This is a genomic window from Treponema sp. TIM-1 (assembly GCF_046533115.1).
Taxonomy (GTDB): domain Bacteria; phylum Spirochaetota; class Spirochaetia; order Treponematales; family Breznakiellaceae; genus JAIRMO01.
Genome location: NZ_JAJQRC010000005.1, coordinates 55896 through 80440, shown reverse-complemented (window position 1 = coordinate 80440; position 24545 = coordinate 55896). Strand labels below are relative to the sequence as shown.

Annotated in this window: 20 protein-coding genes; 10 read left to right on the top strand and 10 right to left on the bottom strand. The window is 51.7% G+C overall.

The genetic code is table 11. The features are described from left to right. Nucleotide 1: 1 nt before the first annotated feature. Entirely contained in the window at nucleotides 2-784 is a 783-nt protein-coding gene (locus tag LQZ21_RS04230; RefSeq protein WP_411042925.1) for an IclR family transcriptional regulator, read from the bottom strand. Between the two features lie 254 nt (nucleotides 785-1038). On the opposite strand from LQZ21_RS04230, the gene LQZ21_RS04225 reads away from it, so the two are divergent. The 5 genes from LQZ21_RS04225 to LQZ21_RS04205 all read left to right on the top strand — a co-directional run bounded on the left by LQZ21_RS04225 (nucleotide 1039) and on the right by LQZ21_RS04205 (nucleotide 5399). Next, nucleotides 1039-1746, top strand: coding sequence for a bifunctional 4-hydroxy-2-oxoglutarate aldolase/2-dehydro-3-deoxy-phosphogluconate aldolase (locus tag LQZ21_RS04225; protein ID WP_411042924.1), 708 nt, complete (start codon nucleotides 1039-1041; stop codon nucleotides 1744-1746). A gap of 1 nt (nucleotide 1747) precedes the next feature. Further along, nucleotides 1748-2848, top strand: a complete 1101-nt coding sequence (locus LQZ21_RS04220; protein WP_411042923.1) for a PfkB family carbohydrate kinase — start codon at nucleotides 1748-1750, stop codon at nucleotides 2846-2848. Between the two features lie 524 nt (nucleotides 2849-3372). Continuing rightward, the gene (locus LQZ21_RS04215) at nucleotides 3373-4704 is read left to right on the top strand and encodes a DUF1015 domain-containing protein (RefSeq protein WP_411042922.1); all 1332 of its coding nucleotides are present in this window, start codon (nucleotides 3373-3375) and stop codon (nucleotides 4702-4704) included. A gap of 6 nt (nucleotides 4705-4710) precedes the next feature. Continuing rightward, the gene (locus LQZ21_RS04210) at nucleotides 4711-5001 is read left to right on the top strand and encodes a type II toxin-antitoxin system Phd/YefM family antitoxin (protein WP_411042921.1); all 291 of its coding nucleotides are present in this window, start codon (nucleotides 4711-4713) and stop codon (nucleotides 4999-5001) included. Then, a complete protein-coding gene (locus LQZ21_RS04205) occupies nucleotides 4998-5399 on the top strand; it encodes a type II toxin-antitoxin system VapC family toxin (RefSeq protein WP_411042920.1) in 402 nt (133 codons plus the stop codon). Before LQZ21_RS04210 ends, LQZ21_RS04205 begins: the two co-directional genes overlap by 4 nt. Before the next feature lie 154 nt (nucleotides 5400-5553). On the opposite strand, the gene LQZ21_RS04200 is transcribed toward LQZ21_RS04205, so the two are convergent. Next, complete coding sequence (locus tag LQZ21_RS04200) at nucleotides 5554-8139, bottom strand: tetratricopeptide repeat protein (RefSeq protein ID WP_411042919.1); 2586 nt, start codon at nucleotides 8137-8139, stop codon at nucleotides 5554-5556. Between the two features lie 47 nt (nucleotides 8140-8186). Between LQZ21_RS04200 and LQZ21_RS04195 the strand changes: the two genes are divergently transcribed. After that, nucleotides 8187-9464 carry an extracellular solute-binding protein gene (locus tag LQZ21_RS04195; RefSeq protein ID WP_411042918.1) on the top strand — a complete coding sequence of 426 codons (1278 nt, stop codon included), beginning with the start codon at nucleotides 8187-8189 and terminating at the stop codon, nucleotides 9462-9464. An 80-nt stretch (nucleotides 9465-9544) separates the two neighbouring features. Here the strand turns inward: LQZ21_RS04195 and LQZ21_RS04190 are convergent, their stop codons facing one another. Next, on the bottom strand, nucleotides 9545-10333 hold the full coding sequence (locus tag LQZ21_RS04190) for a GerMN domain-containing protein (RefSeq protein ID WP_411042917.1): 789 nt from the start codon (nucleotides 10331-10333) through the stop codon (nucleotides 9545-9547). Nucleotides 10334-10391: 58 nt separating this feature from the next. Beyond that, nucleotides 10392-11138 carry an isoamylase gene (locus tag LQZ21_RS04185; protein WP_411042916.1) on the bottom strand — a complete coding sequence of 249 codons (747 nt, stop codon included), beginning with the start codon at nucleotides 11136-11138 and terminating at the stop codon, nucleotides 10392-10394. A gap of 42 nt (nucleotides 11139-11180) precedes the next feature. Between LQZ21_RS04185 and flcA the strand changes: the two genes are divergently transcribed. Beyond that, on the top strand, nucleotides 11181-14432 hold the full coding sequence (gene flcA / locus LQZ21_RS04180) for a periplasmic flagellar collar protein FlcA (protein WP_411042915.1): 3252 nt from the start codon (nucleotides 11181-11183) through the stop codon (nucleotides 14430-14432). 88 nt (nucleotides 14433-14520) lie between these two features. Here flcA and LQZ21_RS04175 read toward each other — a convergent pair whose 3' ends face one another. Beyond that, nucleotides 14521-15315 carry an undecaprenyl-diphosphate phosphatase gene (locus LQZ21_RS04175; protein ID WP_411042914.1) on the bottom strand — a complete coding sequence of 265 codons (795 nt, stop codon included), beginning with the start codon at nucleotides 15313-15315 and terminating at the stop codon, nucleotides 14521-14523. A gap of 483 nt (nucleotides 15316-15798) precedes the next feature. Between LQZ21_RS04175 and LQZ21_RS04170 the strand changes: the two genes are divergently transcribed. Continuing rightward, complete coding sequence (locus LQZ21_RS04170) at nucleotides 15799-16080, top strand: hypothetical protein (RefSeq protein WP_411042913.1); 282 nt, start codon at nucleotides 15799-15801, stop codon at nucleotides 16078-16080. Between the two features lie 86 nt (nucleotides 16081-16166). Then, nucleotides 16167-16511, top strand: a complete 345-nt coding sequence (locus tag LQZ21_RS04165; protein WP_411042912.1) for a PTS sugar transporter subunit IIA — start codon at nucleotides 16167-16169, stop codon at nucleotides 16509-16511. A gap of 329 nt (nucleotides 16512-16840) precedes the next feature. Here the strand turns inward: LQZ21_RS04165 and LQZ21_RS04160 are convergent, their stop codons facing one another. Continuing rightward, nucleotides 16841-17275, bottom strand: a complete 435-nt coding sequence (locus LQZ21_RS04160) for a HigA family addiction module antitoxin (protein ID WP_411042911.1) — start codon at nucleotides 17273-17275, stop codon at nucleotides 16841-16843. Between the two features lie 464 nt (nucleotides 17276-17739). Here LQZ21_RS04160 and LQZ21_RS04155 point away from each other — a divergent pair, with 464 nt between their 5' ends. Continuing rightward, complete coding sequence (locus LQZ21_RS04155; RefSeq protein WP_411042910.1) at nucleotides 17740-18519, top strand: hypothetical protein; 780 nt, start codon at nucleotides 17740-17742, stop codon at nucleotides 18517-18519. Between the two features lie 288 nt (nucleotides 18520-18807). Here the strand turns inward: LQZ21_RS04155 and LQZ21_RS04150 are convergent, their stop codons facing one another. The 4 genes from LQZ21_RS04150 to LQZ21_RS04135 are packed head-to-tail and all read right to left on the bottom strand — an operon-like array spanning nucleotide 18808 to nucleotide 24524. Next, complete coding sequence (locus LQZ21_RS04150) at nucleotides 18808-22089, bottom strand: DUF5107 domain-containing protein (protein WP_411042909.1); 3282 nt, start codon at nucleotides 22087-22089, stop codon at nucleotides 18808-18810. 34 nt (nucleotides 22090-22123) lie between these two features. After that, nucleotides 22124-22672, bottom strand: coding sequence for a hypothetical protein (locus LQZ21_RS04145; RefSeq protein ID WP_411042908.1), 549 nt, complete (start codon nucleotides 22670-22672; stop codon nucleotides 22124-22126). Continuing rightward, nucleotides 22672-23631 (bottom strand): ABC transporter permease, encoded by a 960-nt coding sequence (locus tag LQZ21_RS04140; protein WP_411042907.1) that lies wholly within the window; start codon nucleotides 23629-23631, stop codon nucleotides 22672-22674. The genes LQZ21_RS04145 and LQZ21_RS04140 overlap by 1 nt, the downstream gene beginning before the upstream one ends. A gap of 14 nt (nucleotides 23632-23645) precedes the next feature. Further along, a complete protein-coding gene (locus LQZ21_RS04135) occupies nucleotides 23646-24524 on the bottom strand; it encodes an ABC transporter permease (protein ID WP_411042951.1) in 879 nt (292 codons plus the stop codon). Nucleotides 24525-24545 lie beyond the last annotated feature (21 nt).

Sequence of the window (24545 nt, the reverse complement as noted above, 5' to 3'; positions counted from 1 at the left end):
TTTAGATTACATCCTTCATAATACCGAGTTTTTCTGAAATTTCACGAGAAGCGGCAAGAATAAGGTCAACATAGTGATGCAGGGTTTCATCTCCCATCCGTACCGAAGGACCTGCAATGCTAATTGCCGCTATGGGCAGCTGGCCGGAAGTAACTATCGGAGCCGCGACACATACAATCCCTTCCTCATGTTCCTGTCGGTCAAAGGCATAGCCTTGCTCCTTTATCTTCGCAAGTTCCGTTAATAACGACGGCCCATCGGTAATGGTGGCGCCGGTATATTGGGTAAATACCTGGTGGGCGATGTATTTTTCCTGCTCGTTTAGGGGAAACCAGGCTAAAATCGCCTTTCCCAGCCCGGTACAGTACATAGGGACACTGGCACCTACCGAGGATCCCATCGTAGCTACCCGTAATGAATGCCGGGATTCGATTTTACGTAGGTAAATCAGGGCGCCATCTTCCAATAAAGCAAGGTGAATGGTCTCGCCGGTCTCCCGGGCAAGATGTTCCAGGACCGATGAAGAATAGCGCAAAATATCCTGGGAACCCGAACGGATACCCACTAAGGCATTCAATTTTAGGGAAAGGCCATATCGATCGGTGAGAGAATCCCGGTATACATAACCAAGTCGGGAAAGGGTATTCAAAAAGCGAAAAACCGTACTTTTATGGATATGGCTCCGCCGGGCGATTTCCGTAAGGCCCAATGATTCTTCCCTACTGAGAATTTCGAGGATCTGCATGGTCCTTACCACCGCGCTGACCTGATCATTTTTTTCCATTTTTTCCATAATAATGAAATAATCCCTTTTGTCGGTTGGTTGTCATTTGAGCCAGTTTTGAAACATCACCCGTTTTTAGACTGACTTTAGTGTTTCTCAGTCTTAAATCTTTATTATATAAGGAATTAAGGCATACGAAACATCCCAAATCCAAGATTGCTTTTTTCAAAATTAGATATTTTGAACGATCTCATTTTATTAGTATTCTATGATTTTTCCAAGCTGGTATTGACAAATTACCTATTTATCATAAAATGAAACAGTTGCATAATAATGAAACAATAGGAGATATAACTATGAATTATATCATGCCGTCGAAAATCTCGGAAGAAATTGAAAGAAAAGGGATCATCGCCGTCCTGGAAATTGAAGATGAAAATACCGCGATACCTGTTGTCCAAGCGCTTATAGAGGGAGGGGTAACGGCTATTGAGCTGGCTCTTCGCACTCCTGCGGCAGAGCCCGCTATTTCCCTGATAGCCGGAAAATTTTCTGAAATGATGATTGGTATTGGGACTATTATCGAAAGTGGGCAGGCTGAACGGATCAAAAAATATCCCGGCGTATCCTTTGGGGTTGCTCCAGGGACCAATCCTGCGATTATTAAAGAGGCGCAGCAGTGTGGTCTTCCCTTTGCTCCTGGTATAGCCACCCCCACTGAAATTGAGCTGGCTCTGTCCCTTGGCTGCCGGATTCTTAAATTTTTTCCCGCAGAGGGCATGGGGGGCTTGTCTTTTTTAAAGAGCATAGATGCCCCCTTCCGGCATTTGGATTTACACTACATTCCCCTCGGTGGAATTTCCCAAGAAAATCTCGCCGCCTATGCAAAAATGGAACAAATTCTCGCCATAGGCGGCAGTTGGATCGCCAATAAGGAATTGATCAGGACCGGCAACTGGAAAGAAATAAACCGACGGGCAAAGGCTGCACAGCAAACTTGGAAGAATATTAGGGGGAGTTAAAATGGAACCGGTAAAAGTTGTCACGTTTGGAGAAGTCATGATCCGTATTTCCGCACTGAACAATCTGAAATTCCGCCAATCTCTTCCGGGACAGGCCGATCTGACCTTTGCCGGCGCCGAAGCAAATGTGGCCGCTTCATTAAGTATGCTTGGCTGTCCTACCCGTTTTGTCAGCGCCCTCCCCCAGCACAGTATAGCAGATGCCTGTGTAGGAACCCTTAGAAACCTTAATGTGGACACTTCAGGGATTCTGCGGGTCAATCAGGGGCGGCTTGGGATTTTTTTTGTGGAAAAGGGGGCCAATCAGCGGCCCAGTACCGTTATCTATGATAGGGAAGGAGCTTCTATCACCCTGGTTAGCCCCGCACAATACCCTTGGGATGCTATTTTTGAGGGCGCCCAATGGTTTCACCTCTCCGGTATCACTCCTGCCCTGTCTAGACTCAGTGCCGAAACAGCTCTGGCAGCGGTACAAAAGGCCCATGAAAAGGGGCTTACGGTTTCCTGCGATCTCAATTTTCGCAAAAAACTCTGGAATTGGGATGCTTCCTGCTCCCCACGGGAACTGGCACGAAAAATCATGGGAAAAATTTTGCCATATACGGATATTCTCATTGGTAACGAGGAAGATGCGGAAGACATTTTGGGCATAAAGGCGGGTAACACCGATGTGAATTCCGGTAAACTTGATATCGACCGGTACCCTTCGGTAGCCCGGGAAATCGTCCGGCAATACCCCCGGATCCGGAAAGTGGCGATCACCTTAAGGGAGAGCATATCCGCAAGCCATAATAACTGGGGCGCCATGGTATACGATACTGCCGGTGATTTTTCGGTATTCGCGCCTCTTTTCGATGGGCAATACGCCCCCTATGAAATTCGGGACATTGTTGATCGAATTGGCGGCGGTGATGCCTTTGCCGCAGGACTTATTTTTGGGTATCTGGATAGTACCTTAGGAAAATCCGATCAGGATGTGTTATCTTTCGCGGAGGCTGCTTCCTGTCTTGCCCATTCCATCTACGGGGATTTTAATTACAGTACCAAAGAAGAAGTCTTTGCCCTCATGAAGGGTGACCGTAGCGGCAGGGTTAAACGGTAAAAGCATAAAATTAATTTACCTGGATATTCACCTCATGCAGATAATTCCATTTTATATTGACACTCTCTAGTACCTTGTAAACACTAATATGCCTGATACAGGGGAGCAAGAGAATTCGACCACGAAGGCGAAAAAGGGAAGGAGAAGAGTTAGGAGGGAGGAGTGGACTCCGGGGGTAATATAGATTTATTTACTCATGTTACGCAAGGGTCCCAAGGAGAGATTTTAACCACAAACCTCACGAACCACACGAACAGAAACAAAGACAAATTGGCGCTTTCACCGATAGTTCTTTCCTGCTTTCCCACGAACAAAGAAGAGATTTCGGGCATAAATTCCGGACTATCGAAGCAAAAGTTCGTGCTGTTCGTGTGGTTCGTGGTTAATTATTTCCCCAGTTCGTGAAGTTCGTGGTTTTTCCGGTCCTTTGTTGAAACTGAGCATTGCCGGGTGTATAGCCGCTATTGAGAAAAAGGGTATTTTTCTGTACCTTTCTAGGGTGGTTCCACGATGAGGAGGAGTTTATGGCGGATATACATCAGCGGCTCGCGGATTTGGGTACGGCGGTTCCCGAAATTATGCTTCCCCAGGAGGGGGTGGATCTGGAAAAATGGGCGGTTATTGCCTGCGATCAGTTTACCCAGAACCGGGCCTATTGGGAGAAGATTGCGGCTTATGTGGGGGATGCCCCGTCCACCCTGGCTATGATTTTTCCCGAGGTGTACCTGCCGGATGCGGGCAGAACGGAACGGATCCGCCATATCCACGCCGCCATGGAGCGCATGCTGCGGGGAGGGGTTTTTGCTCCCCCCCGGCGGGCTTGTATATATGTCGAGCGGGCGACCCCCTTTCACCCCTGCAGGCGGGGCGTGGTCCTGACGGTAGACCTGGAACAGTACGATTGGGCCCCCGAGTCCCGGCTGCTTATCAGAACCACCGAGGGGACCGTGCCGGAACGGCTCCCGCCACGGATGGAGATCCGCCGGGGAGCGGCCCTGGAAATTCCCCACATCCTGCTGCTTATCAACGATGCGGGGGACCGCCTTTTGCCCAGCCTGGGCGAACGGGCCCGGCGGAGGCCCCCGGCCTACGAGACCCCCCTGATGATGGGTTCGGGCAAGGTTACGGGCTGGCTGCTGGAGGAGGAAGGGGACTGGGCTTTTCTTGCCCAGGGGCTTGAGGCGCTGGCCCGGCAGGGGGGGGAAAACGGACCCTTTCTCTATGCCGCGGGGGACGGTAACCATTCCCTGGCTACGGCCAAGGCGGTCTGGGAGAACTACAAGCAGGAAAACCCGGGGCCGGATTTGATGAACCATCCCGCCCGGTGGGCCCTGGTGGAGGTGGAAAATATCTATGATCCGGGATTGGGGTTTGAACCTATCCACCGGGTGGTTTTCGGGGTGTCCCCGGGGGAGGTACTCACGGCCCTCGGCGGGCTGCCGGGTTTTTCAAGCCAGACCCTGGGAAACCGGGAGGAGCTTTCCCGGCTGGTGGGGAAAGGGGCCACCCAAAACCGCCTGGGACTTATCGCCGGCGGGGAATATACGCTGATAACCTGGGAATCCCCGGGGCTTGCCACAGACAGTCTGCAACCTCTTTTGGATGCTCTGGTCACGGACAAAAAGGGCCGGGGGCCGGAGGGCGCCGTTTCCATAGACTATATCCACGGGGAGGAGGAGCTTTTTAGCCTGACCGGGACTTCCGCCAAGGCGGTGGGGCTCCTCCTGCCGCCGATAGACAAGGGAGGGCTCTTTGAGACGGTGGCCCGCTCCGGTCCTCTGCCCCGGAAAAGTTTTTCCATGGGGGAGGCGGAAGAAAAGCGGTTTTATCTTGAATGCAGGAAGCTGGAGAGATAGTTGATTATGAACGAAAACAACTTGACAAGTTGTCAAGAACATGACATAGTTATATCTATGAAAGCAATGGCAGTCGGAGAGATAAAAACCCATTTCTCTGAGATTCTTAAAGAAGTACAGAGTGGAAAGAAAGTAGGGATACTGTATGGTAAGACTAAAAAACCCATAGCCATGATTGTTCCGTATGATGAAGGAAAAAAATTTAAACGAAAAATTGGGATTTTGGACGGGAAAGCCAAGATTGAATTTAGGGATGATTTTGAAATGACAGCTGAGGAATTATTGGGATTACCATGAGGTTATTATTAGATACCCATACCTTATTATGGTCCATAGGGAAAACCAATGAATTATCTAAAAGGGCGGTACAAGAAATAAAGAATGCTGACAATGAAATATTAGTAAGCGCAGTATCATTATGGGAAATTGCATTAAAATATGCTATTGGAAAGTTAATAATGGATTCGTTTGACATAAAAAAGATCCCTGAATATTGTAAAAAAATGGGATTTGAATTAATCCCATTAGAACCGGCAGATGCATTAAACAGCTTGTATCTTCCTAAAAAAAATACCCATAAAGATCCATTTGATAGAATGTTAATATATCAATGTATAAAAAACGCATACCTATTGGTGAGTAAAGATGCAAGAATTAAAATCTATAAAGAAGACGGACTAAAATACATTTGGTGACCTTAGGACCCGCGCAGAAACAATATGACCGAATGGTCATATTGTTTCTTTATTGCGTAAGCAATTAGAATAAAATGCCCTGCATTTTATTCTTGCGCGGGTCCTAACGCATTAGGCCGCCGGTCAAGGGCCGATATCCCGTTCCATGCCGCCTTCACTCCGCACTGTTCACTCCTATCTCCCCGGCCGCCCAGTCATAGATAAGCCGTTTTAACCCCTCGTCGATGAGTTTGAGGGCCCTACCGCATCGGGGGCAGACAAAGCGGTTGTCCGTATCCAGATGGGTTTTGCCGCAGCCTATACAGTAGGTGCTGCCGCATTCAGGGCAGGTCCCTGCGGGGAGTTCGTCCGGGGGCATCGCGAAAAGCCGTATGGGCGGGGCAGGCTCCGGGGAACGGGGTACCCGCCAGCTTCGGCCGCAGGAGGCGCAGGGGATGAGCCTCGATACCCCCTCCTCAAGCTGCCGGGCAAGATCGTCTCGCCGGGCGGAATATTCCCCGGTCAACGCCTCCTGGTCCAGCAAAGAAATTATCCTCCCCAGATCGTCCCAGCGGCTTTGGGTACGGTAGATCCACCCCAGGGAGAGCAGGGAGGGGACATAGTGGGGGTCCGCTTCCAGGGCGGCCTGAGAGGCGGCTTCGGCCCGGGCATATTCCCCTTTTTTTACCGCCACAAAGGCGATCAAGTCCAGCACCGCCGGCGTGGGAACCGGGACCTGGGTCAGAATGGTGTCGGCCTCGCCGTAGGCCCCCAGCTCGATAAGGCAGGACGCCCGGTTACAGAGGTATTCAATATTGCCGGGGTCGATGGAGAGGGCCTTCCGGTAATACCCATCCGCCTCCTCATAACGGCCGGAGCGGACCAGGAGGTTTCCCCCGCAGTTGGCCATTACCCCTTCGGGGTCTTGGTCCTTCTCCGCGGACAGGACCTCCAGGGCCTTATCCAGGGAGCCCCGCAGGTAATACATCACCCCCCGGTTCACCCGGATGGCCGGTACCTCCCCCAGGGATTGGGCGGCCTTTTCCAGATGGGCTTCGGCCTCCTCCGGCGCACCCCTACTGAGGGCGATCTGGGCGGCCAGGTTCCTTACCCAGCCGTCCTCCGGGGCCAGGGCCAGGGCGGCCTCCAGGTCCGCGAGGAGCTTCGGGTCCCGGGGATCCCCTTGGAGGAGGAACCGGGTCTCGGCCAGACGGAACCGGAACAGGGCATAGTCCGGTTCCAGGGCCGCGGCTTTCTCCAGCAGGGGCAGGGCTTTTGCCCGGTTCCCCTCCCGCAAAAGAAGGAGGCCCCGGAGAAAAACCAGGGCCGGATCCTCCGGGGGGAGGGGGGGAGGGGCTTTTTTCCGCAGCCCTTCCGCCCGGGAAAATTCCTTGGCCGCCGTGGTCCAATCCTCGATGCCAAAAGCCCACTTCCCCACCAATCCCCGGGCCTCCCAATTTTCCTTACCCAGGGTGAGGAGCTTGGGGATCAGGTTCCCCAGATCCGCATAATTGCCCTGGGAGAGAAACACCCGTCCCGCCGTAAGGTAACGGTCCAGGGCGTCCCCCGGGCGGCCTACAAGCTCATAGGCGTTGGCGGCGTTTTTAGCGGGAAGTCCGTTTTCCCGGTTCGATGCAAAGGACCGGTCGTAACACCGGGCCGCCTCCTCATAGCGGACCAATTCCAAATAGACGTGACCCAGGAAGGTCCAAAGCGCCCCGTTATCGGGCAGGATCTTCACCGCTTCTTCCCCAAAGCCCCTGAGTTCCTCAAATCTTCCCGTCATATAGAGGAGTTTGGCCTTTTCAACGAGGGCTTCCCTGCCCGGGGGGGTATCCGAACCGGCTGCAAGGCAGGCATTGAGGTAAGCTTCGGCCGCCCCGGTGAGTTCCAGGGCCAGGGCCAAACGGCCTGCCAGGAGGAGTTCCCGGGGCTCCTTTAAGAGCCCCGGAGTTTCCCAGGCTTTTTCCAGCTGCGCCAGGGCCGCCTGGGACTGGCCCATGGCGGTAAAGGTTTCGGCCAGCCGGAAGCGGCTTTGGGGATCGATGTCCGGCTTATCGGCCCAGGCTTCGTACCGGGCGGCCACCTCCTCAATGCGGGATTCTACGGAGAGGGATTCCAGGGAAGCCCGGGCCGTATAGGCGGGTGGGTCTCCCCGGGGTGGAGCCGCCTCGTAGGAGGCAAGGCAAAACGCGATCCGGCCCGCGGGGATGGTCGTGTCCCGGAGTTCCGCGGCCCAGCGGCCGTTGACGAGCAGCAGCAGATGATCCCCGTAGGCAATAAGGGTCAAGGATACGGCCCGGGGGCCTTCCGTCCCCGGGGGACTCGCCGGGTCCGGGGGCAGCTCGGTCCAGCCCGCCAGGGTCAGGGGTGCGTTGTTCCGAACCACATCCAGGCGGAAGTAGCCCTTGCTGGAAAACAGCGCCGAATAAAAGGTCCCTTCATCTATCATCCGGAACATCAGCCCCGCCGCAGCGTAACCCCCCAGGGGATTCAGGCTTATCCGGGCCTCAAGGACCTGGTCCCCGTAACGGTACAGGGGATCCGTTACCCAGGCAATGCAGTTATTTTTTTTTAAGCCCAAAACCAGGGCGTTGTTTTGAATATAGGCATCATGGGAATTTTCTGATTTAATATCAAAACGGACCCGGAGGGGTTTGGAAAAATCGGCGTCCCATTTTTCTTCAATAAGTGCATCTGCATCGGGCTTCTCCTGCCGGAGGCGGGGAAAGCGGAATATTTTTTTTAGGAAGCCGAACATAAAAACGGTATACCGCAAAAACCGGTAAAAGTCGAGCAGGGAACATAATGGATACAAAAAAAGTAGATTGGTTTTTGTTTTGCCTCGCCCTGGGGGTATTAGGGGCGGTGTTTTTTTGGGCCCTTACTATTTTACCAAATCGCCCGAAGGCTTTGGGGAAGACCACCCTGGTATTTACCCAGTGGTGGCGGGACGAGCTGGAAGAAGACACCCTGGAGGCTATGGTCAGGGAATATGAAGCCCGCAATCCCGGCATTACCGTCCGATTGGACCATCGGCCCTATGAAGTAATGGCCGCGGAACTCCTCAATCCGGAGGATGACACCCCCTTGCCGGATATTCTGGGGCTGGATTCCCATTGGTTGTATGACCGGGTAGCTATGCTGGAGCCCCTGGAATCCTACAGAAGGGGGGAACCGGCGCCTGGAAGGACGCAGTTCCTTTCTGAGGAAACCCAGGGGGAATACGAAAAATGGGCGGTTCCCCTGATATCCTTTATGGCCCCCCTTTTTTATAACAGCGCCTTGCTGGAGGCCGCGGGATTCGACCGGCCCCCCAAGACCTGGGGGGATTTTCTGGCCTATGCCAAGGCCCTTACCGATCCCCGCACGGGATCCTACGGGATGGCGCTGGCCCTAAGCCCGGAAGATCCCCGGGGACTTTACCAGGATGTCTTTTCCTGGATTTGGGCCGCGGGGGTGGAATTTACCCCGGAAACCGCCCTGGATTTTACCGATCCGGCGGTAATTGCGGCCCTGGATTTTTTGAATCAGCTCTACCAGGAGGGGGTGCTTTCCCCTTCGCCCTTTACCAAAACCGGGGAGGAGAAACGCCGTGAATTTATGGAAGGCCGCGTTGCCATGATGGTAGGTTCCATACCGGAGATCAACCGCATTATGGAGGGAAAGGCGGCGCTTCGTTTCGGCATCTCCACCATTCCTGCCGCCGATAAGTACCTGGACCGGCCTGTTTTTGGCCTGACCGGCTGGTATGCCGGTATCAGCCGGGAAAGCCGCCATAAGGATGAGGCTTGGGCGTTTTTGTCCTTCCTCTCCGAACGCCGCTCCTTCCTCGCGGCCGGGGCCCATGCCGTACCGGGTAACGAAGATGAAATCGCCGAATCCGCCGGGGAAAATCTCTTATACGCCAAGGCCTATGATATGTATACGGCCTCGGCCTCGGCGGACCGGTATGTGGGGATCCCCCAGGTAAAAGAACTGGAAACCATCCTGCGGGAAGAAATCAAAGCCCTGTTTGAAGGGAAAAGCACCCCCTCCGGGGCCGCCCAAACCATACAACAACGGCGGGATGCCTTGAACTACTAAGGACCCGCGCAGAAACAATATGACCGAAATTGCGTAAGCAATTAGAATAAAATGCCCTGCATTTTATTCTTGCGCGGGTCCTAAGGCAGCGTATCCCGGCTGATAGGGCTGCCAATCAGGATACTTTCCCCTAAATAATCCACCCGTTTTCCCTCAATAAGGATCTGTACGTCATTGACCGTGGAAAATTCCGTGGCGGTCCAGACGATCTGCCGTAATTGGGCGGCATATCCCTCCACCCCAAAGGTACTGAACTGAAATTCCTCATTTAAATTGATATAGGCGGTAGTCCCCCGGACCATAACGGATATGAGTTCCGTTCCCGGGGGTATAAAGGATACCAGCCCCTGCCGGCGTTCTTCCGGGGAAGGCCCCGCTATCAGCGTCCGGAGGGCATCGGTCATGGGCGTATCCGAAACCCCCAGGGTTCTGGCGACCCGGGTCCGCAGCACCCTACCGTCGCCGTCGACCTGCATAAAATAAATAGCCCGCTCCCGCTGCGATGTCCCGGATCGTGGGCCGGGCTCCTCGGGCGGCGTCAGGGCTGCCGGCTCCTCCCCGGGCAGAATGGCGGGAGGGTTTACCGGGGTGGGTTTTTCCGCCGGGGACGGGACAGCCGTAACCGAAGGGGGATCCGGTTTTTCGGGCTCTAAAGCCGCCTCGGGAAGGGGTTCCCCCCCATTCTGGGATTGGTTATACAGGCGATCCAAAAAATGGGTATTCTCTATGGTGGTTCGGATCCGGTTCCGGTTAATAAAAAAAAGACAGATGATCAGGATAAAAAAGCCAAGCCAGAAGATCACTCCCAGCTGCCGGTGGGAGGATTCGGGTTTTTGAGAACTTTTTCTCCGATTATTTCTCGATTCCATCACCATTTTATGATACGGCCTATAAGCCGGCGGGTCAACCGCCCGGTAATTTAAGCTGCTACCGTACCACCGCCTCGGAAGCGACATGGCCCTCCCGGGTGTAGACACGGCGGGTATTATGGGGATCGAGTATTCGCTGCCCCCGGTGGAAAAAGACGTATTGGTAGATCCCCGGCGGCAGGGGAAGGATCAGGGAATATACCCCCGGAGCTTTTTCCGGTAGTTCATACATAAAGGGATCCCAGCTGTTAAAATTACCCGCCACGGTGACGGTTTCCCCCGGCGGGGCGGTAAAGTTAAAATTGAGGCAGCCCGGGGGATTATCGGTGGTGGAAAAGGGCCGGGCTATCTTCGGAAAGGCGATAACCGAACGGATCTGTCCGGATACCGGATCGGTCCGGGTCTGGGGGTTCAGGGGATCAAAGGTCCAAAGACCGTCAATAACCAGCCGGTATTCCAGTTCCGTAAGTTCCTCGGGGATAGTGAATACATAAAATGAGATCCCCGAATCACGGTAGGATAGGGGAGGGTCTTTCTTCCCCGGGGCCGGCGTTTCCCCGGGCTCCTCGGTAACCATGAGTTTTTGAAACCAGTGTACCCGGGAAAAACCCTCATGGGAAAAGGCGATCCCCACCCTTCGATGGGAAGACGGCGCGGTAAATAACACCCCATCCTCATAAATTTCAGGCGCCTTAGGGCTGTTCAGACTCAGAAGGTGATCAAGAAACGCATAAGATTCTGTATCCAACGCCCCAATACTGCCGATAATAGCCATAAGGAACATTACGGGTATAAGCTTTTTCATATCTTCTTTACAATTATCGGTTAATGTTTCAATATCTTAATTATGCCGTCATTGAAGCAGCTTGAAGAATTTAAAACTTCCTTTCGTGATATTGGCAACGAAGCCGTTGTCTTAGCCCGGCAAAATATACCCATCGATGATCTGCCCCTGCCCACTACCGAGCCCATTATTCCCCCGGAAGCCCCGGAACCGGCCGCCCCGGAGGGGGATATGGATTTCCCCCTCGCGGACGAAGCCCCTCCCGGGGAGGGTGAAACCGCTCTTGCCGGGGAGGAAGATTTTGATTTCGGCGCTTTTCTGGACACTATTCCCGATGATCTGTCCTTACCGGTTCCCGATATCCCGGATATTCCCGATATTCCCCCCCAGACAGGGGATGATGATTTTAATGCCCCGGATAGTTTACTGGAGGGCTTAACCGGCGATATCGAAACCCCGGAGGCCGATTCGGCGGATCTCCCGCCGGATAGCATGGCGGATTTTCCCCCGGAACCTGATTTTGGGGAGGATCTGTTGACCGGGGCTTCTCCGGCGGACGAAGCCGCCCCTTCCGGCGAAGCCGACTCCCTGGGGGATTTCCCCGCGATGGATGACTTTGCGGATTTTTCCATCCCCGATATGGAGGAGGAAACCAAGGAAACCGCAGCGGATATCCCGCCGCTTTCGGATGATGTTCCCCCTTCCGAGGATGATGCTTTTAATCTTGATTTACCCGACGACGATGCCTTTTCCCTTTTTTCGGAAGAATCCCCCCCTCCCCCCGTGGATTTTCCTGAGGAGGAGATGGACATACCGGAGGAGCCCGGAGCGGCTCCGGCGGAAGCCGCTGAGGGGGAAAATCTGGAATTTTTATTTCCCGATGAGGACATCGAACTTTCCCCCCCCGAGGCTGATACCGGCGGGGAGGAGCCTGCTGCCGGTATCGGGGAGGCCGAGGGCCTTGCTTTAGCCGAGGAAGCCCCCCCGGGGGTGCCCCCCGATAGTTCCCCGGCGGCGGACACCCAAGGGCCGGAATCTTCCGGGGATATCTTTGAATCCTTCAGCCTGGACAACGAAGAAGCCCCGGACGCCTTTGAAGCGCCCGGGGAAAAACCGCCGGATAGTGGTTCCGGTGAATTTGCCGAGCTGGAAGAATTTGCCCTTACCGGCATAGACGACATCTTTAATAAATCCGCTAAGGGAACAGCAGGGCCCTCCGGAACCGTCCCGTCAAAGGAGGCGGTCGAGGAGGTGGAGGAGATCCACCTCAGTGACGAGGAGTTAGCCCGGTTACAGGAAACCCTTGCTTCATACCCCTTGAACCTCCGTATTGCCTGTGAGGAGTTGATCGCCGAGCAGGTGGTAACCCCGAACCTGATGTCGTCCCTGGTAAAATTACTGGTTAAGGGCGCTTCCCCCAGGGAAACCGCATCCCTGGCGGGGAAAATTCTGGGGCGGACGATTCCTGTCCCCCGGGGTTTTGAAAAGAAAACCGGCGAGGCCCTGGAAATCGAACAGGCGAGTTTTTCGTATATCTTTGTGCATAAGTTCCTCCCCATTTTGCGGCTGGTGATGTTTATTGCTCTGACAGCATTATCCCTCGTGTACTTGATCTACCGGTTTATCTATATCCCGGCATGGGCGGATTCCGTATATCAGGCCGGGTATGAACGGATAGAAGCCGGGGAGTTTGCCCGGGCAAATGACCGGTTTACCGAAGCCTTTCGGCTGCACCCGGTAAAAAATTGGTTCTACCGTTATGCCGAGGCTTTTCGGGACCGGCGGCAGTATATATATGCGGAAGAAAAATATGATGAGCTCCTCAGGTACTATCTCCGGGATAAAAAAGGCGCCTTGGATTATGCCGATCTGGAGACCAACTACCTAAAAAATTATTCCAAGGCGGATAGGATCATACGAAGAAATATTTTGGATTATTCGGTGGATGATAGGGAGGCGCTCCTGGCCCTGGGAGATACCAACCTGGCCTGGGGGGAAATTGATGATACCCGGTATGAGGAAGCCCGCCGGGCCTATGCCCGTCTTTTGGAACGTTACGGCTGGCAGGACCCCATTGTTGAACGGATGATGAAATATTTTATCCGGACGGATAATTTGGGACAGGTCATTCCCCTGCAGGATTATTTTTTGAATTCTTCTCGAAAAAGAGCAATTTCCCCGGAAGCGTTGGCTGAACTGGGGGGGTACCTCCTGGACAAACGGTTTGAGGAAGTTCGGGGGGTTCCGGATGAACATCTCAGCAGTATCGACGGCATCCGGGATATCCTGCTCAAGGCGGTCACGGAGGATCCCTCCCTGCCCGAGGCCCATTACCACCTCGCCCGGTATTATAGCCGGTACGGGTATACCAGCGATGAACGGCAAACCCTCAGCAAGGCTGTCAGCGCCTTTGATGCCGCCCCGGAGAAATCCGCAACGCGGGTAAAATACCGGATCGATGCCCTGCGCCGTTACGCCCAGGTACTGATCAATGCCCGGGAATTCTTCCCCGCCGAAGAACAGATCACCCAGGGGATCAACCTGTATGAGGATGCGGTAAGCCGCCGCCTGTTTCCCCTGGATCCCCAATTCGGACGGCTCTATGCGGATCTGGGGGATCTGGAGTATTTTACCAAGGACGGAAATATGGAGGCGGCAATTCAATATTATGACCGTTCCGAACGTAACGGCTGGGCGCCGCCGGAGCTTCACTACCGGATGGGTTCCGCCTACTATCACCTGCGGCAATGGGCGCCGGCCCTGGAGCGATTTTTTGACGCCTCCGTGGAAATGCCCCGGAATCGGCGGCTTTTATATGCCCTGGGGAACACCTCCTATATGCGGGGGGATTATCATACCGCCCAGGGATATTTCACCCGGCTTTTGGATATTTTGGATAACGACCGGGCCCGTTTCCCCCTGCTTTCCCCCAATGATACCCCGGAACACATGGATCTGGCCGAGCGGCTGATGGTTACCCAGAACAACCTGGGGGTGACCATGGATGCCCTGGCGGACCAGACCGGCGATAACAGTTACCGTTCCCGGGCCCTGGGTCTCTATGCCGAGTCTGCCCGGGCCTGGGACGCCATTACCCGGAACCCCCAAACCATGGTCCGTGCCGGGGCCTCGGCGCTTTCCACCCCCGGGGTGAATTTGGCCTACCTTAATTCCCGAAACACCCTTAACCCCGTACCGGATTACGAACCCCAGCTATACCTGCACATCGACAAGGATGTTTCTGAATCTTCGATCTGGGAAAGTATTGTCCCCGCAGACTACCGTCTTTCCGACGAAATTAATTTTTACCGTTAATCTCAGGCTCTTCCTGGATGGAATTTGGACTAGATTTTATTTAGGCATCACATAGTATTGCATGGAAACCTCAAGGCTATAGTGCCGGCTAAAAAAACACCTGGCTGATATAGTGGTCCACCGTTACCAGGATCCCCAAAAGGGCCGTATAAACCGCGAATCCCCAAAGGGAACGCTCCCGGACGAGTTTGAGCATAAATTTGATCGAAAAAAACCCCACCACTGCCGCCGCTGCGGTACCGGCCAGCAGGGGCCCCGGCCCTATTCCACCCCCGGAACTGCCTCCAAATTCCTTTATCTGGAGTACCAGGGCCCCCAGTATCGCCGGAATGGAGAGGAGGAAGGAAAACCGGGCCGCAAAATCCCGTTCCAGCCTGCGGGAAAGGGCCCCCGAAAGGGTCAGCCCCGAACGGGATACCCCGGGGATGATGGCAATCACCTGGAGGACGCCGATAATCAGGGCATCGAGCCAGGTCATGGTAACCCCCTCCCGGGGTCGGCCGGGCCTTTTGGAGAGGATTTCGGAAATTCCCAGGGCTGCCGCGGTAATCAGAAAGGCAAAACCCAAGCCCGTTGCCGACGCAAAGGCCCGGTCAATGGGGTCCTTAAACACCAGGGCGAAAACAACCGCCGGTAGGGTGGCAAGCGCCAGGAGGCCCGTGAGGGGCTGTAAAGGCCGGCGTAAGATATTCCCTATATCCCGCCGCAGAACGATGAACACCGCGATAAGGGTACCCCCATGGACCACGGTGTCGAATAACAGGACCGGCTCGTTTATCTTAAAGATCCGCTGCAACAATACCAGATGACCGGAACTACTGACCGGCAAAAACTCGGTGATACCCTGCACCGCCCCCAGGATCAGGGCCTCAAAAATTTCCATACCTTTACCATATGGTTATTACCGGAGTTTTTCAACCGGGCCCCTGGTACCTTGTAAACTAAAAACAGAGAGCCTGTTTCAACCCCCTTTGAATCTGAGACCTCGGGATCGATTTCAGGTCCTTATTACGCTTCCCTGGTTACCACCACCAGCTGTTTGGCGGTGATACAAGAAATCGGTCAAAAAACCCAAAATACCTTTTCGTCCTTCCGGCTGGGTCCGCTCCGGCTGCTTATCCCTATGGGGATATACCATAGTTAACGGCCTTTTCCAATGTATCCCGGGCCGGGAACATGCAAACCAATCCTATCAGTATAAAAGATTCCATACTCTTGAAACTCCGCATTTGATACTGGCCTGGTCAACAAATTAACGATTCATATTAGGGGCGCGGCGCCAAAAAAGGCTGGTGAAGGGCAAAATTTGTCTGCCGCTTAAGATCGAGCAATGGCTTTCCCCCTTACCTTATAGAGGAGTATTGATATGGACAAATTTTGGTCCCGGTTTTGGAAGTTTTTCGGTATCGCCTGGGGTGCGGCGTTTTTCGTAAATATTGGCTGGGGAATCGCGCGGCATTCCGGCGCCGTCATCTATGCCGGTGTGCAGAAAATTGTTGCCATCGGCCTGGGAGTATGCGGCACCATCGGTATTGCGGTGGCGCCGATAGAACGGTATTTTACCGACCGGGGGAACAGCATGAAAAACAGCGCCGCCGGCGCCCCCCGGCGGGGGCTTGGTTCCGGAGATGCCTATGTTCCTGGCTGATGTTTTTGACGAAAGGCTGATAAAGCTGAACCTTAAAAGTACGGATAAGGGCGCGGTGTTTGAGGAATTGGTCGGGGGAAATATCCGTGGTCAAGCCGGAATTAGACCCGGTGGAAATGCTTACGGCCCTCAATAACCGGGAAGCAAAAATGAATACTTCGGTCGCTCCCGGCATCGCGGTTCCTCACGGGTATTTTCGCGGTTTAGACGGCATAATCGGCGCGGTAGGTTTTTCCCGCCAGGGCATCGAATACGGGTCCCATGACAACAAGCTTGTGCATCTGGTGTTTATGATTCTGCTGGGGGACGGCGCGCAGGAACAACACCTGCATATTCTGAGCAGGATTCTGACCTTGGAGAGAATTCAGGGATTAATTCCAGGATATCGAAGCAAGAGTTCGTGTTTTTCAGGTGGTTCGTGGTTATTTTAAATTGAGAATGACGGTCCCTTTTTCGTCATCCGCACTTTCGTGGTGAATTCCTTAAATTCTGTATAGGTATATTTAGTGTTTACACGGTATTAGAGCGGCCATGAAGAAAGGCGTATGAAATTTGGTGTTGGATATGGTGTAGATGATTGGAAGGAGGGGTTCTTCATTAATGGTGAACAAAATATGGATTTCAAATGAAAGTTTGTGAGGGGTCGTGGTTATTGTGGTGAGGAATTGCACCGCTTTCAAAAGAAATCTAAATTTTGAAAGCGGCCAATGCTATAAGTTTCCTATCCGACAAATTACCGCAAAGCGCTGCGGCGTCTTTGTTACCTTGCCGTGTCTGAAGAAATGGGGCTTTGGGGCGCCACTTTCTTGGCAGCCGGTTTCTTAGCGGGTTTGGAAGACGGAGCCTTCTTGGGCAGGGCTTTTTTTGCTTGTGCAGCCGGTTTTTCCGCTTTTTTAGGGGCCGGCTTTTTACCTTTCGATATGCCTTTAAGAATAGCGTTTAGGTCGCTGTCCTTGGCGGCTTCGGCAAGGTCATATTTGTTTTGCAAATCGATCCAATATTCGGCGGTATTGCCAAAATATTTTGCAAGCCTGAGGGCTACGGGAACGGATATTCTTGTTTTCCCAATAACTACCTGCCTTACGGCGGACTGGCTTAAATTGATTGCTTCCCCTAGTTTTCCAGGGTTTAATTGATACTCGTCCAACAATGATTGCAGGACAGATCCGGGGGCTTGAATGGCTGGTTTCGGCATAAAAACACTCCTTAAATTAGTTTATCAATAATAATAATAAAACTTTTTATTAAAACTGTCAAGTGAATCGTTAAAACTTTTATATTTGTTTTAAAAACAGATACGCACCAGCGTCTCACCGCTGCATTTGCCGTTAAAACTAACGAATTTTATTGGAACGTGCGGGTGTAATATCTAAGAACCCGCCTTTCGGCGGGGGAGCTTCAGGGCGAATTTTTCACTACCATATAGTTGGCGGGATATGAAACAGCCGCATATTTGTGTTGTATGTATTTTTTCTTTATGATATATTATAAAGGATTATATTCTTTTCCGTGGCCGTTACGCCGGAGTGGGTGGGTGCGCCCTCGGGCAAAAGATAACCCGCCTTACCACGGAACCGGGCGGATTTTTGGTGGAGCGTCATAGGCCGGAAAAGGGGATAAAAAACAGCTTAATGCTTTTAGATTGGGAGGGATAAAGAAATGGCCAAGATAATCAATTTTGAAAACGAACTTTCCGACAGCATAGACAAAGCCCAGGATATTATCTGGTATGCCTGGGACACGGAAGACCCGGTTGAGCGGCATGCATTGGTAAAAAAGGCGCTGAAAATCGATCCCGGTTGTACCGATGCCTATAACGTCCTTGGATACGACGAGAAAGATGGGGATAAACGGCTTGGATATTTCACCCAGGCCATTGAGTGTTTTAAAAAACGGTATGACCAAAAATATTTTGATGAAACTATCGGCTATTTCTGGGGGGTAATGGAAACCCGGCCCTTTATGCGCGCCCTCCAGGGTTATGGGCAAATTCTTTGGGAGAAGGGCCGATCAAAAGAAGCGATAGAAACGTTTAATTATATGCTGACGCTGAATCCATCGGATAATCAGGGAGTCCGTTATGCCCTGGTTTCATGGCTTTTTATTGCTGATGATCTTAAAGGCGTCCGGAAACTGCTTAAAACCTATACAGAGGGAACCGCTTGTATGCGGTTTTCTGCTCTTCTGTTAAAAATTCTGGAAAAGAAGGATACAAAGCTCATACGGAAACAGTATGACGCCGCCGTAGAGGCAAATGGATATGTTATCCCCTACCTGCTCAAAAAGAAAAGAATACCGGCGGCCATTCCCGATCATTATGCCCTGGGAAGTAAAGAGGAGGCCATAATTTATGTGAACGATGAATATGGCGCGGCCGCATGGAAAACCTACCCGGAGGCGCTCAAGGCCTTGGCAGAGATGGCTAACGAGGGAAAATGATTCGTTGCGAAGGGTTCATACCCAAGAACCCGCTCACATGGGGGAGCCTTGGGGCGGAACCAAGGGTATGTACCCTGAGTCAAATACCTTATGAGAACAACATACCTTGACCGCTTGCGGTGGGGTTGTTGATTTAGTTCATCTTCCCCGATATTAAAAGCTCCTGCAACCCGGCAGCGCGTTAGAAATTCCATTTTTGCCAATTCCATAATTTTATATAATAAAAAGGAGAATTCGGGAAAAAACGGGCTTAGTAATGAGGTGGTACATACCTGGACATGGTAATCCCTATAGATCTTTCAGGTGACTCAAGACTCCATAATGGGTGGGGCAAAGTTTAAGCGCGTTTTGAAACGCGGCCCGGGCTTTTTCCCGGTTCCCTAATCCCATATAACCCAGGGCCATCATATAATAACAGTGGACCTTGTTCTTTTCATCAAGATCGACATCAAAGACAAGAAAATCCGGAAGGCTCACCGCAAAGTAATCCATAGCTTGTTTCTTAAAGAGATGGGTCTCGCCGTAGGCGACCAGCTTGTTAAAACGGGAACGCGCCCCGTCTTCGTCCCCAAGGGCATGCAGGGCAAGCCCTTGATAGTAGATCAGGTGCGGCGGCTGATCATTGTAGTACAGGGCGCCTGAAGGTTCCAGGTCTCCTTCCGCGGCTTTGGTAAAGCACTCACGGGAACGGCTGCTGTCGATATGCCGCAGCGCCAGGCCCATATAATAGTAAATATTATTCTCCCGCGCGTTCGGCAGTTTCCCTTCGCCAAAATTATCATAATATATCGCTGCCTTTTCCAGCTCGGATACCGCTTCTTCGTATTTTCCCTCTTTTATGAACGCTTTGGCGATTCCAATGCGGGCCGCTATATGCTGGGCAGGAACCTTCCCCTCTCCCCCTTCCCAGGGATGGAATTTGCGGGAGAATAGTAATTCGAGGGCCCTTTGATACTGCCCAAGGCCGTTGAGGATTTCGATATAGGAAATGGAGAGATCATCCCGCTTTGTTATCAAATCAATATACTGTTCATACAATAGGCGCTGTTCTTCCGGGGGTATCCCCATCCTTTTATGCAGTTCACAGAGTTCATAAAAAACTCTGGTATCGGTTTTATCAAGGTTAAAGGCCGTTTCAAGTTCCGTCTTCGCGCGGACATAATCATGTTTTTTATTGGCGTAATAAAGGGCAAGGTTTCGATGGACCGTGGTAAAATCCGTTTTGAGGGAACATGATTTCTCCCACATAACGGCGGCTTCGTGATGCCTTTTTTTATCATAAAGAAAACAGCCGGCATAGTACCACGCAAAGGAATCGGCGGGATTTGCCTCTACGGCCCTGCTCAAGACCTGCCAGTCTTCAACCGTATTGGGAAAACAATAGCCGCTGTCTGCCTGGGCCGCTTTTTTCCAGGCGGCCTGTGCATCAGGAGCATTATTTTGTTCAAGCCAGAAGGCAAGATAATAAAAACAAAGGGCGTAAGGATGATCGACAGAATTTATGTATCGTTTTAGTATGGTTACGCTTTCGTCATAAAATCCAAGTTCCGCGTAAGATGCGGCAAGAAAAATATAGTTACGGGGATCATCCCGGAGAATATGCCACAATTTATCCGTTGCATTTTTGGCCGCCGTATCTATTTTTACCATCTCATGGTTGGCAACAAAATCAAGCGGATCAAAACGGAGCGTTTCCAACGCGATCTCCCGGGCACGATCATTGTTCCCGCATATACGGTTGACAATAACAAGAACATTCCGCGTCTTGAAATTCCGCCAGCCCTCATAGAGGGACTCCAAGGCAAATTCCAGCGCGGCAGGGTAGTGCTTCCTGCGGCAGGAGATTTGCGCCAGTTTTAAATAGGCCTTTCCCTTATAATCATCGGACCAGACCGCTTTATAATACGCGTCAAAGGCGGCGTCTTCTTCACCCATTGCCTCTTTGGCTTTCCCCAGATTATAAAAGACATCGCCTTTCTCCGGGTTGGGATTATGCCGGGTTATCGATGTTTTTGCGGCCTCAAAACAGGCGAGGGCGCCGGCAAAATCACCCCGGCGGAAAAGCAGGTTGCCATAGGCGTTATTAATACGGATATCCCGAGGGTTACGGGCAAGTCCCTCAAGATAATAGGCGTCGGGCTCGTAGGTTGCGTGGCGGTATTGCTCCAGATGCAGCCCTGCCAGATAGAGGCTCTCGTTATCGGCAATGTCCTTCGGGTTTTTCAGCGCCCTGGCGGGATCGGGCAGCGGCTTAAGGGTATCAGGCTCCTCCTGATACACCAGGGGGGCGATCCCGGCGGCTTCTATCCGCAGGGTGATATGTTCCGGACCGGAAGGAGGGGGAATGATTTTTTCATAGACATCATTCGGCGAAAGAACCGCCCTATCCTCAAAGAAAATATTTTCGCCTGCGTAAAGACGGATGACCGCATCGGCTATATATTTCGAGGCATAAACGGTGATAGTAACTTCATCTTCCCTCCGTTCCATGCCCAAAACCAGATCCTTGCTGGCGTTTTTTACCATACCGGCTTTTTTATAGGGCAAAAAATACTGGGTAAAGTTTTTGTGTTCATAGGGCGCAAGCCAGGTGAAATCGGGCTGATTGTCGGTGTACACCCCGGTCATAAGTTCGACATAGGGGCCGTCCTCGTCGGTAAGGTTCCGATCCCAGGCCTTGCCGAAATCGCCGCAGCCCCAGGTCCACTGTTTCTTGCCGGGCGAAATATGGTGATCCGCCACATGGAGAACCCCTGCTTGGGCCCGGTAATCATAGCCCCCCACAAAATCATATTTTGAAGAATAGGCCATATACGAAGTGGGGACCTTAATGTTTTTATAGCGGGAGATATCAACTCCCCGGGAGTAATCCATTTTATAATACACCCCGGTCGCCAGGGGGAACCGGGATACATCGCGCTTCCCGTGATCCATCACCGCATGTACGTCGGGCGGGAATATTGACTGGGTTTCGTCATGTACCGGTACCGCCGGATTAGCCCACCAGAGAAAAGACTGGGGTTCATCGGTAGGGTTGTATAACTCGGTGTGAATTTCAATAAAAGCCGCCCCTTTCCTTAAGGTTATGGCGGTGGACGCCTTGGTTCCGTAAATCCTGTCCCGTTCACTGAACCAGAAGGTTTTATAATCATCATGGGAATCGTCAATGGTATACTCCACCGGACCAAAGGTATTCGGACGGTGATGCTGGGGCCAGTTAAATTCAATTCCTCCGGAGATCCAGGGACCGGCAAGTCCGACCAGCGCCGGTTTTATGACACGGTTATAATAGACAAAGTCGTAGTTGTTCGTTTTATCCAGGGCCCGGTAGATCCTGCCGCCGATTTCGGGCATTATCTGTATCTGCAAATATTCATTTTCAATAAATACTATGGTGTATTCTTTTTCTTCTTTCTTATCGCAAATGCTGTCTATAATAGGATATGGATAGACTTTCCCGGAACTTCCCTGGTAGACCCGTTTCTCCAAAAACATGGGATTTTTATTTTGTTCCCCAACGCCGTAGGTTGGGATAGATACTTTTTTTTCATAGATGCTCAATTCTGCCATTTTGTTTCCCCTTGCAGCTGTTTATGTTATAGATTCAGTTCTCCCCGTCGCATATCTTAATTTGATAATTACCAAACGGGATAAGATTAAGCGGTAGATTAAGGCTTTCGGTAACATAAAATGACGGCGGCCGCCTGCCCCGGTCTACGATTGCCTCTCCATGGGGCACACCGGCGCGCATAACAAAAAAGCTTACCGACGGATCATTATACTTTATATGTAATGTGATAAAATCACTTTCTTGCAGAGTACCATCGCTTATTTTTTTTGCCAGTGTTTCCCCGGTAAGAAACGAAATTATCAGATACATCGGCTGGGTATTGCTGTCGCCGAGGAGCCAAAATTCTTCATTGTCGGGGTGGGTCCCAAACCCCGCAAATTCTTCGCGGTTTACGGTAACGGTTATAAGCCGGTGCGGACCGTATCCCTCTTTTGGTTCATATATCAATTTCCACAAAGTTTCCCCATAGGGGGTATCCAGCTCGTCATGACCCGGACAGAGACGCATAATCAGTCCTTTTTTTTCCAGGCTTTCCATGATTTGTTCGGTCATTTCCACCGCCTTGAGATTGAGGATAGTCATTATAAGGCCTCCTTTTTGCCCGATCTGTTTTGGGCTATGATAACTAACAAGAGAATTAGACCGGTTACGATTTTTTGCCAGTAAGAATTAATATCTCCCTGCAGATTAATGATATTTTTTGTAAAGCCAATAATCAAAACCCCGCAAATAGTAGGACCCACGCCTCCCACACCGCCCGAAAGCAGGGTACCGCCGATGACTACCGATGCTATGGCATCCATCTCCCACCCGTCCCCGCTGACAGGCTGCCCGGCGCCGAGACGGGCACATAGAATAACACCGGCCAGGGCGGAGAAAAATCCCGTTATTACATAAGCCAGCATTTTGTTTTGCTTGACCCGTAAACCCATCATTCGCGCGGCGTCTTCATTGCCACCAATCGCATAAACACTGCGGCCGAAACTTGTTTTACGGGTAACAAAGATCATCAGGAGAGCGGATACTAAAAAAATAATAACCGGGATAGGAACGCCGATAAAATAACCGCGCCCCAAAGCAATAAACGTTTCAGCCGATCGGTCTACCGCTATGGACCTCATATCGGTCAAGAGGTATGCTATACCCCGGATCGCCATTTGTACCGCCAGCGTTGCGATAAAGGGTACGATTTTAAAGTTATTTACGATAAAACCGTTCACCCCGCCTATAACAATTCCCGCCAGCAAAGACGCCAGCATGGCCGGAACCAATCCATAAACAGATAATTTTGCGGCGATTATTGCCGAAAGAGCCACGGTTGCGCCTACGGATAAATCAATTCCCGCCGTTAGTATCACCAGTGTCATGCCAATGGAAACCAAGCCTACCATACTTGTCTGTCGTAATACGTTACTTAAATTACTGTAGGTAAAAAATTCCCGGTAAATAAGCGATGCCGCCAATATCATGACGCCTAACGCTATAAAGGTTCCGTTCTCGGTGATGAGTCTTTTTATTGTAGAACGTATATGTTTATTCATGGTGCTGTTTATCCTTACAAGGCGTCTTTCCGCAGATAAAGGGCAAAGACAATAATTGCCGATTTAATTATCAGTGAAAACGCATAGGGCACATTGTTCATATTAACCATGGTTGTTATCAACTGCATGATGAGGGTGCCGATTATTGTCCCGATGATCTTCGCCCTGCCGCCTGACATCGAGGTACCGCCTACCGCTACCGCCGCGATACAGTCCAGTTCAATGGCTTTACCGATATTATTTGGATCGGCGGACAGCATACGCATGGTTTCAAAGGAGGCCGCCATACCCGCAAGCAGGGCGCTTATGATATATACGGAAATTATTACCCAAACGGTATGTATTCCCGCTAGATAACATGCCCGTATGTTATCCCCCGCCGCCTGAATATAACAGCCGAAGGTGGTCCTCTTTAGGATAAAAAGGGCAAGAACCGCGACAATACCAACAATGGCAACCTGAACCGGAATTATCCCGCCAATCCTGTACAAGCCTATGGTCGCATAGGTGTCATTGTAGAAAGAAATGACAACCCCATCGTTAAACAACTGGGCAATCCCTCTGCCCGAAATCATTAAAATGAGGGTCGCCACAATGGGTTGAAATTTAAATACCCCTACCAGTACGCCGTTAAACAGGCCGAACAGAAGGGCGGCGCCGAGGGCAAGGACCAGAGAAAAACCAAAGGAAACATTATTCTGGATTAAAAATTTCGCCAGGACAATGGAGGACAGGGCCATGGTTGAACCTACGGAAATATCAATGCCCCCGGTGGCAATAACAAAGGTCATCCCGATAGCTATCATCATCACTGGAAATGACTGTAGGAGGATATTCCAAAGCGTATTAATATGTACAAAATTTGGCGTTATAGCGACGTTTAAGGTCACCATGCCCAGAAGTACTATACCTAC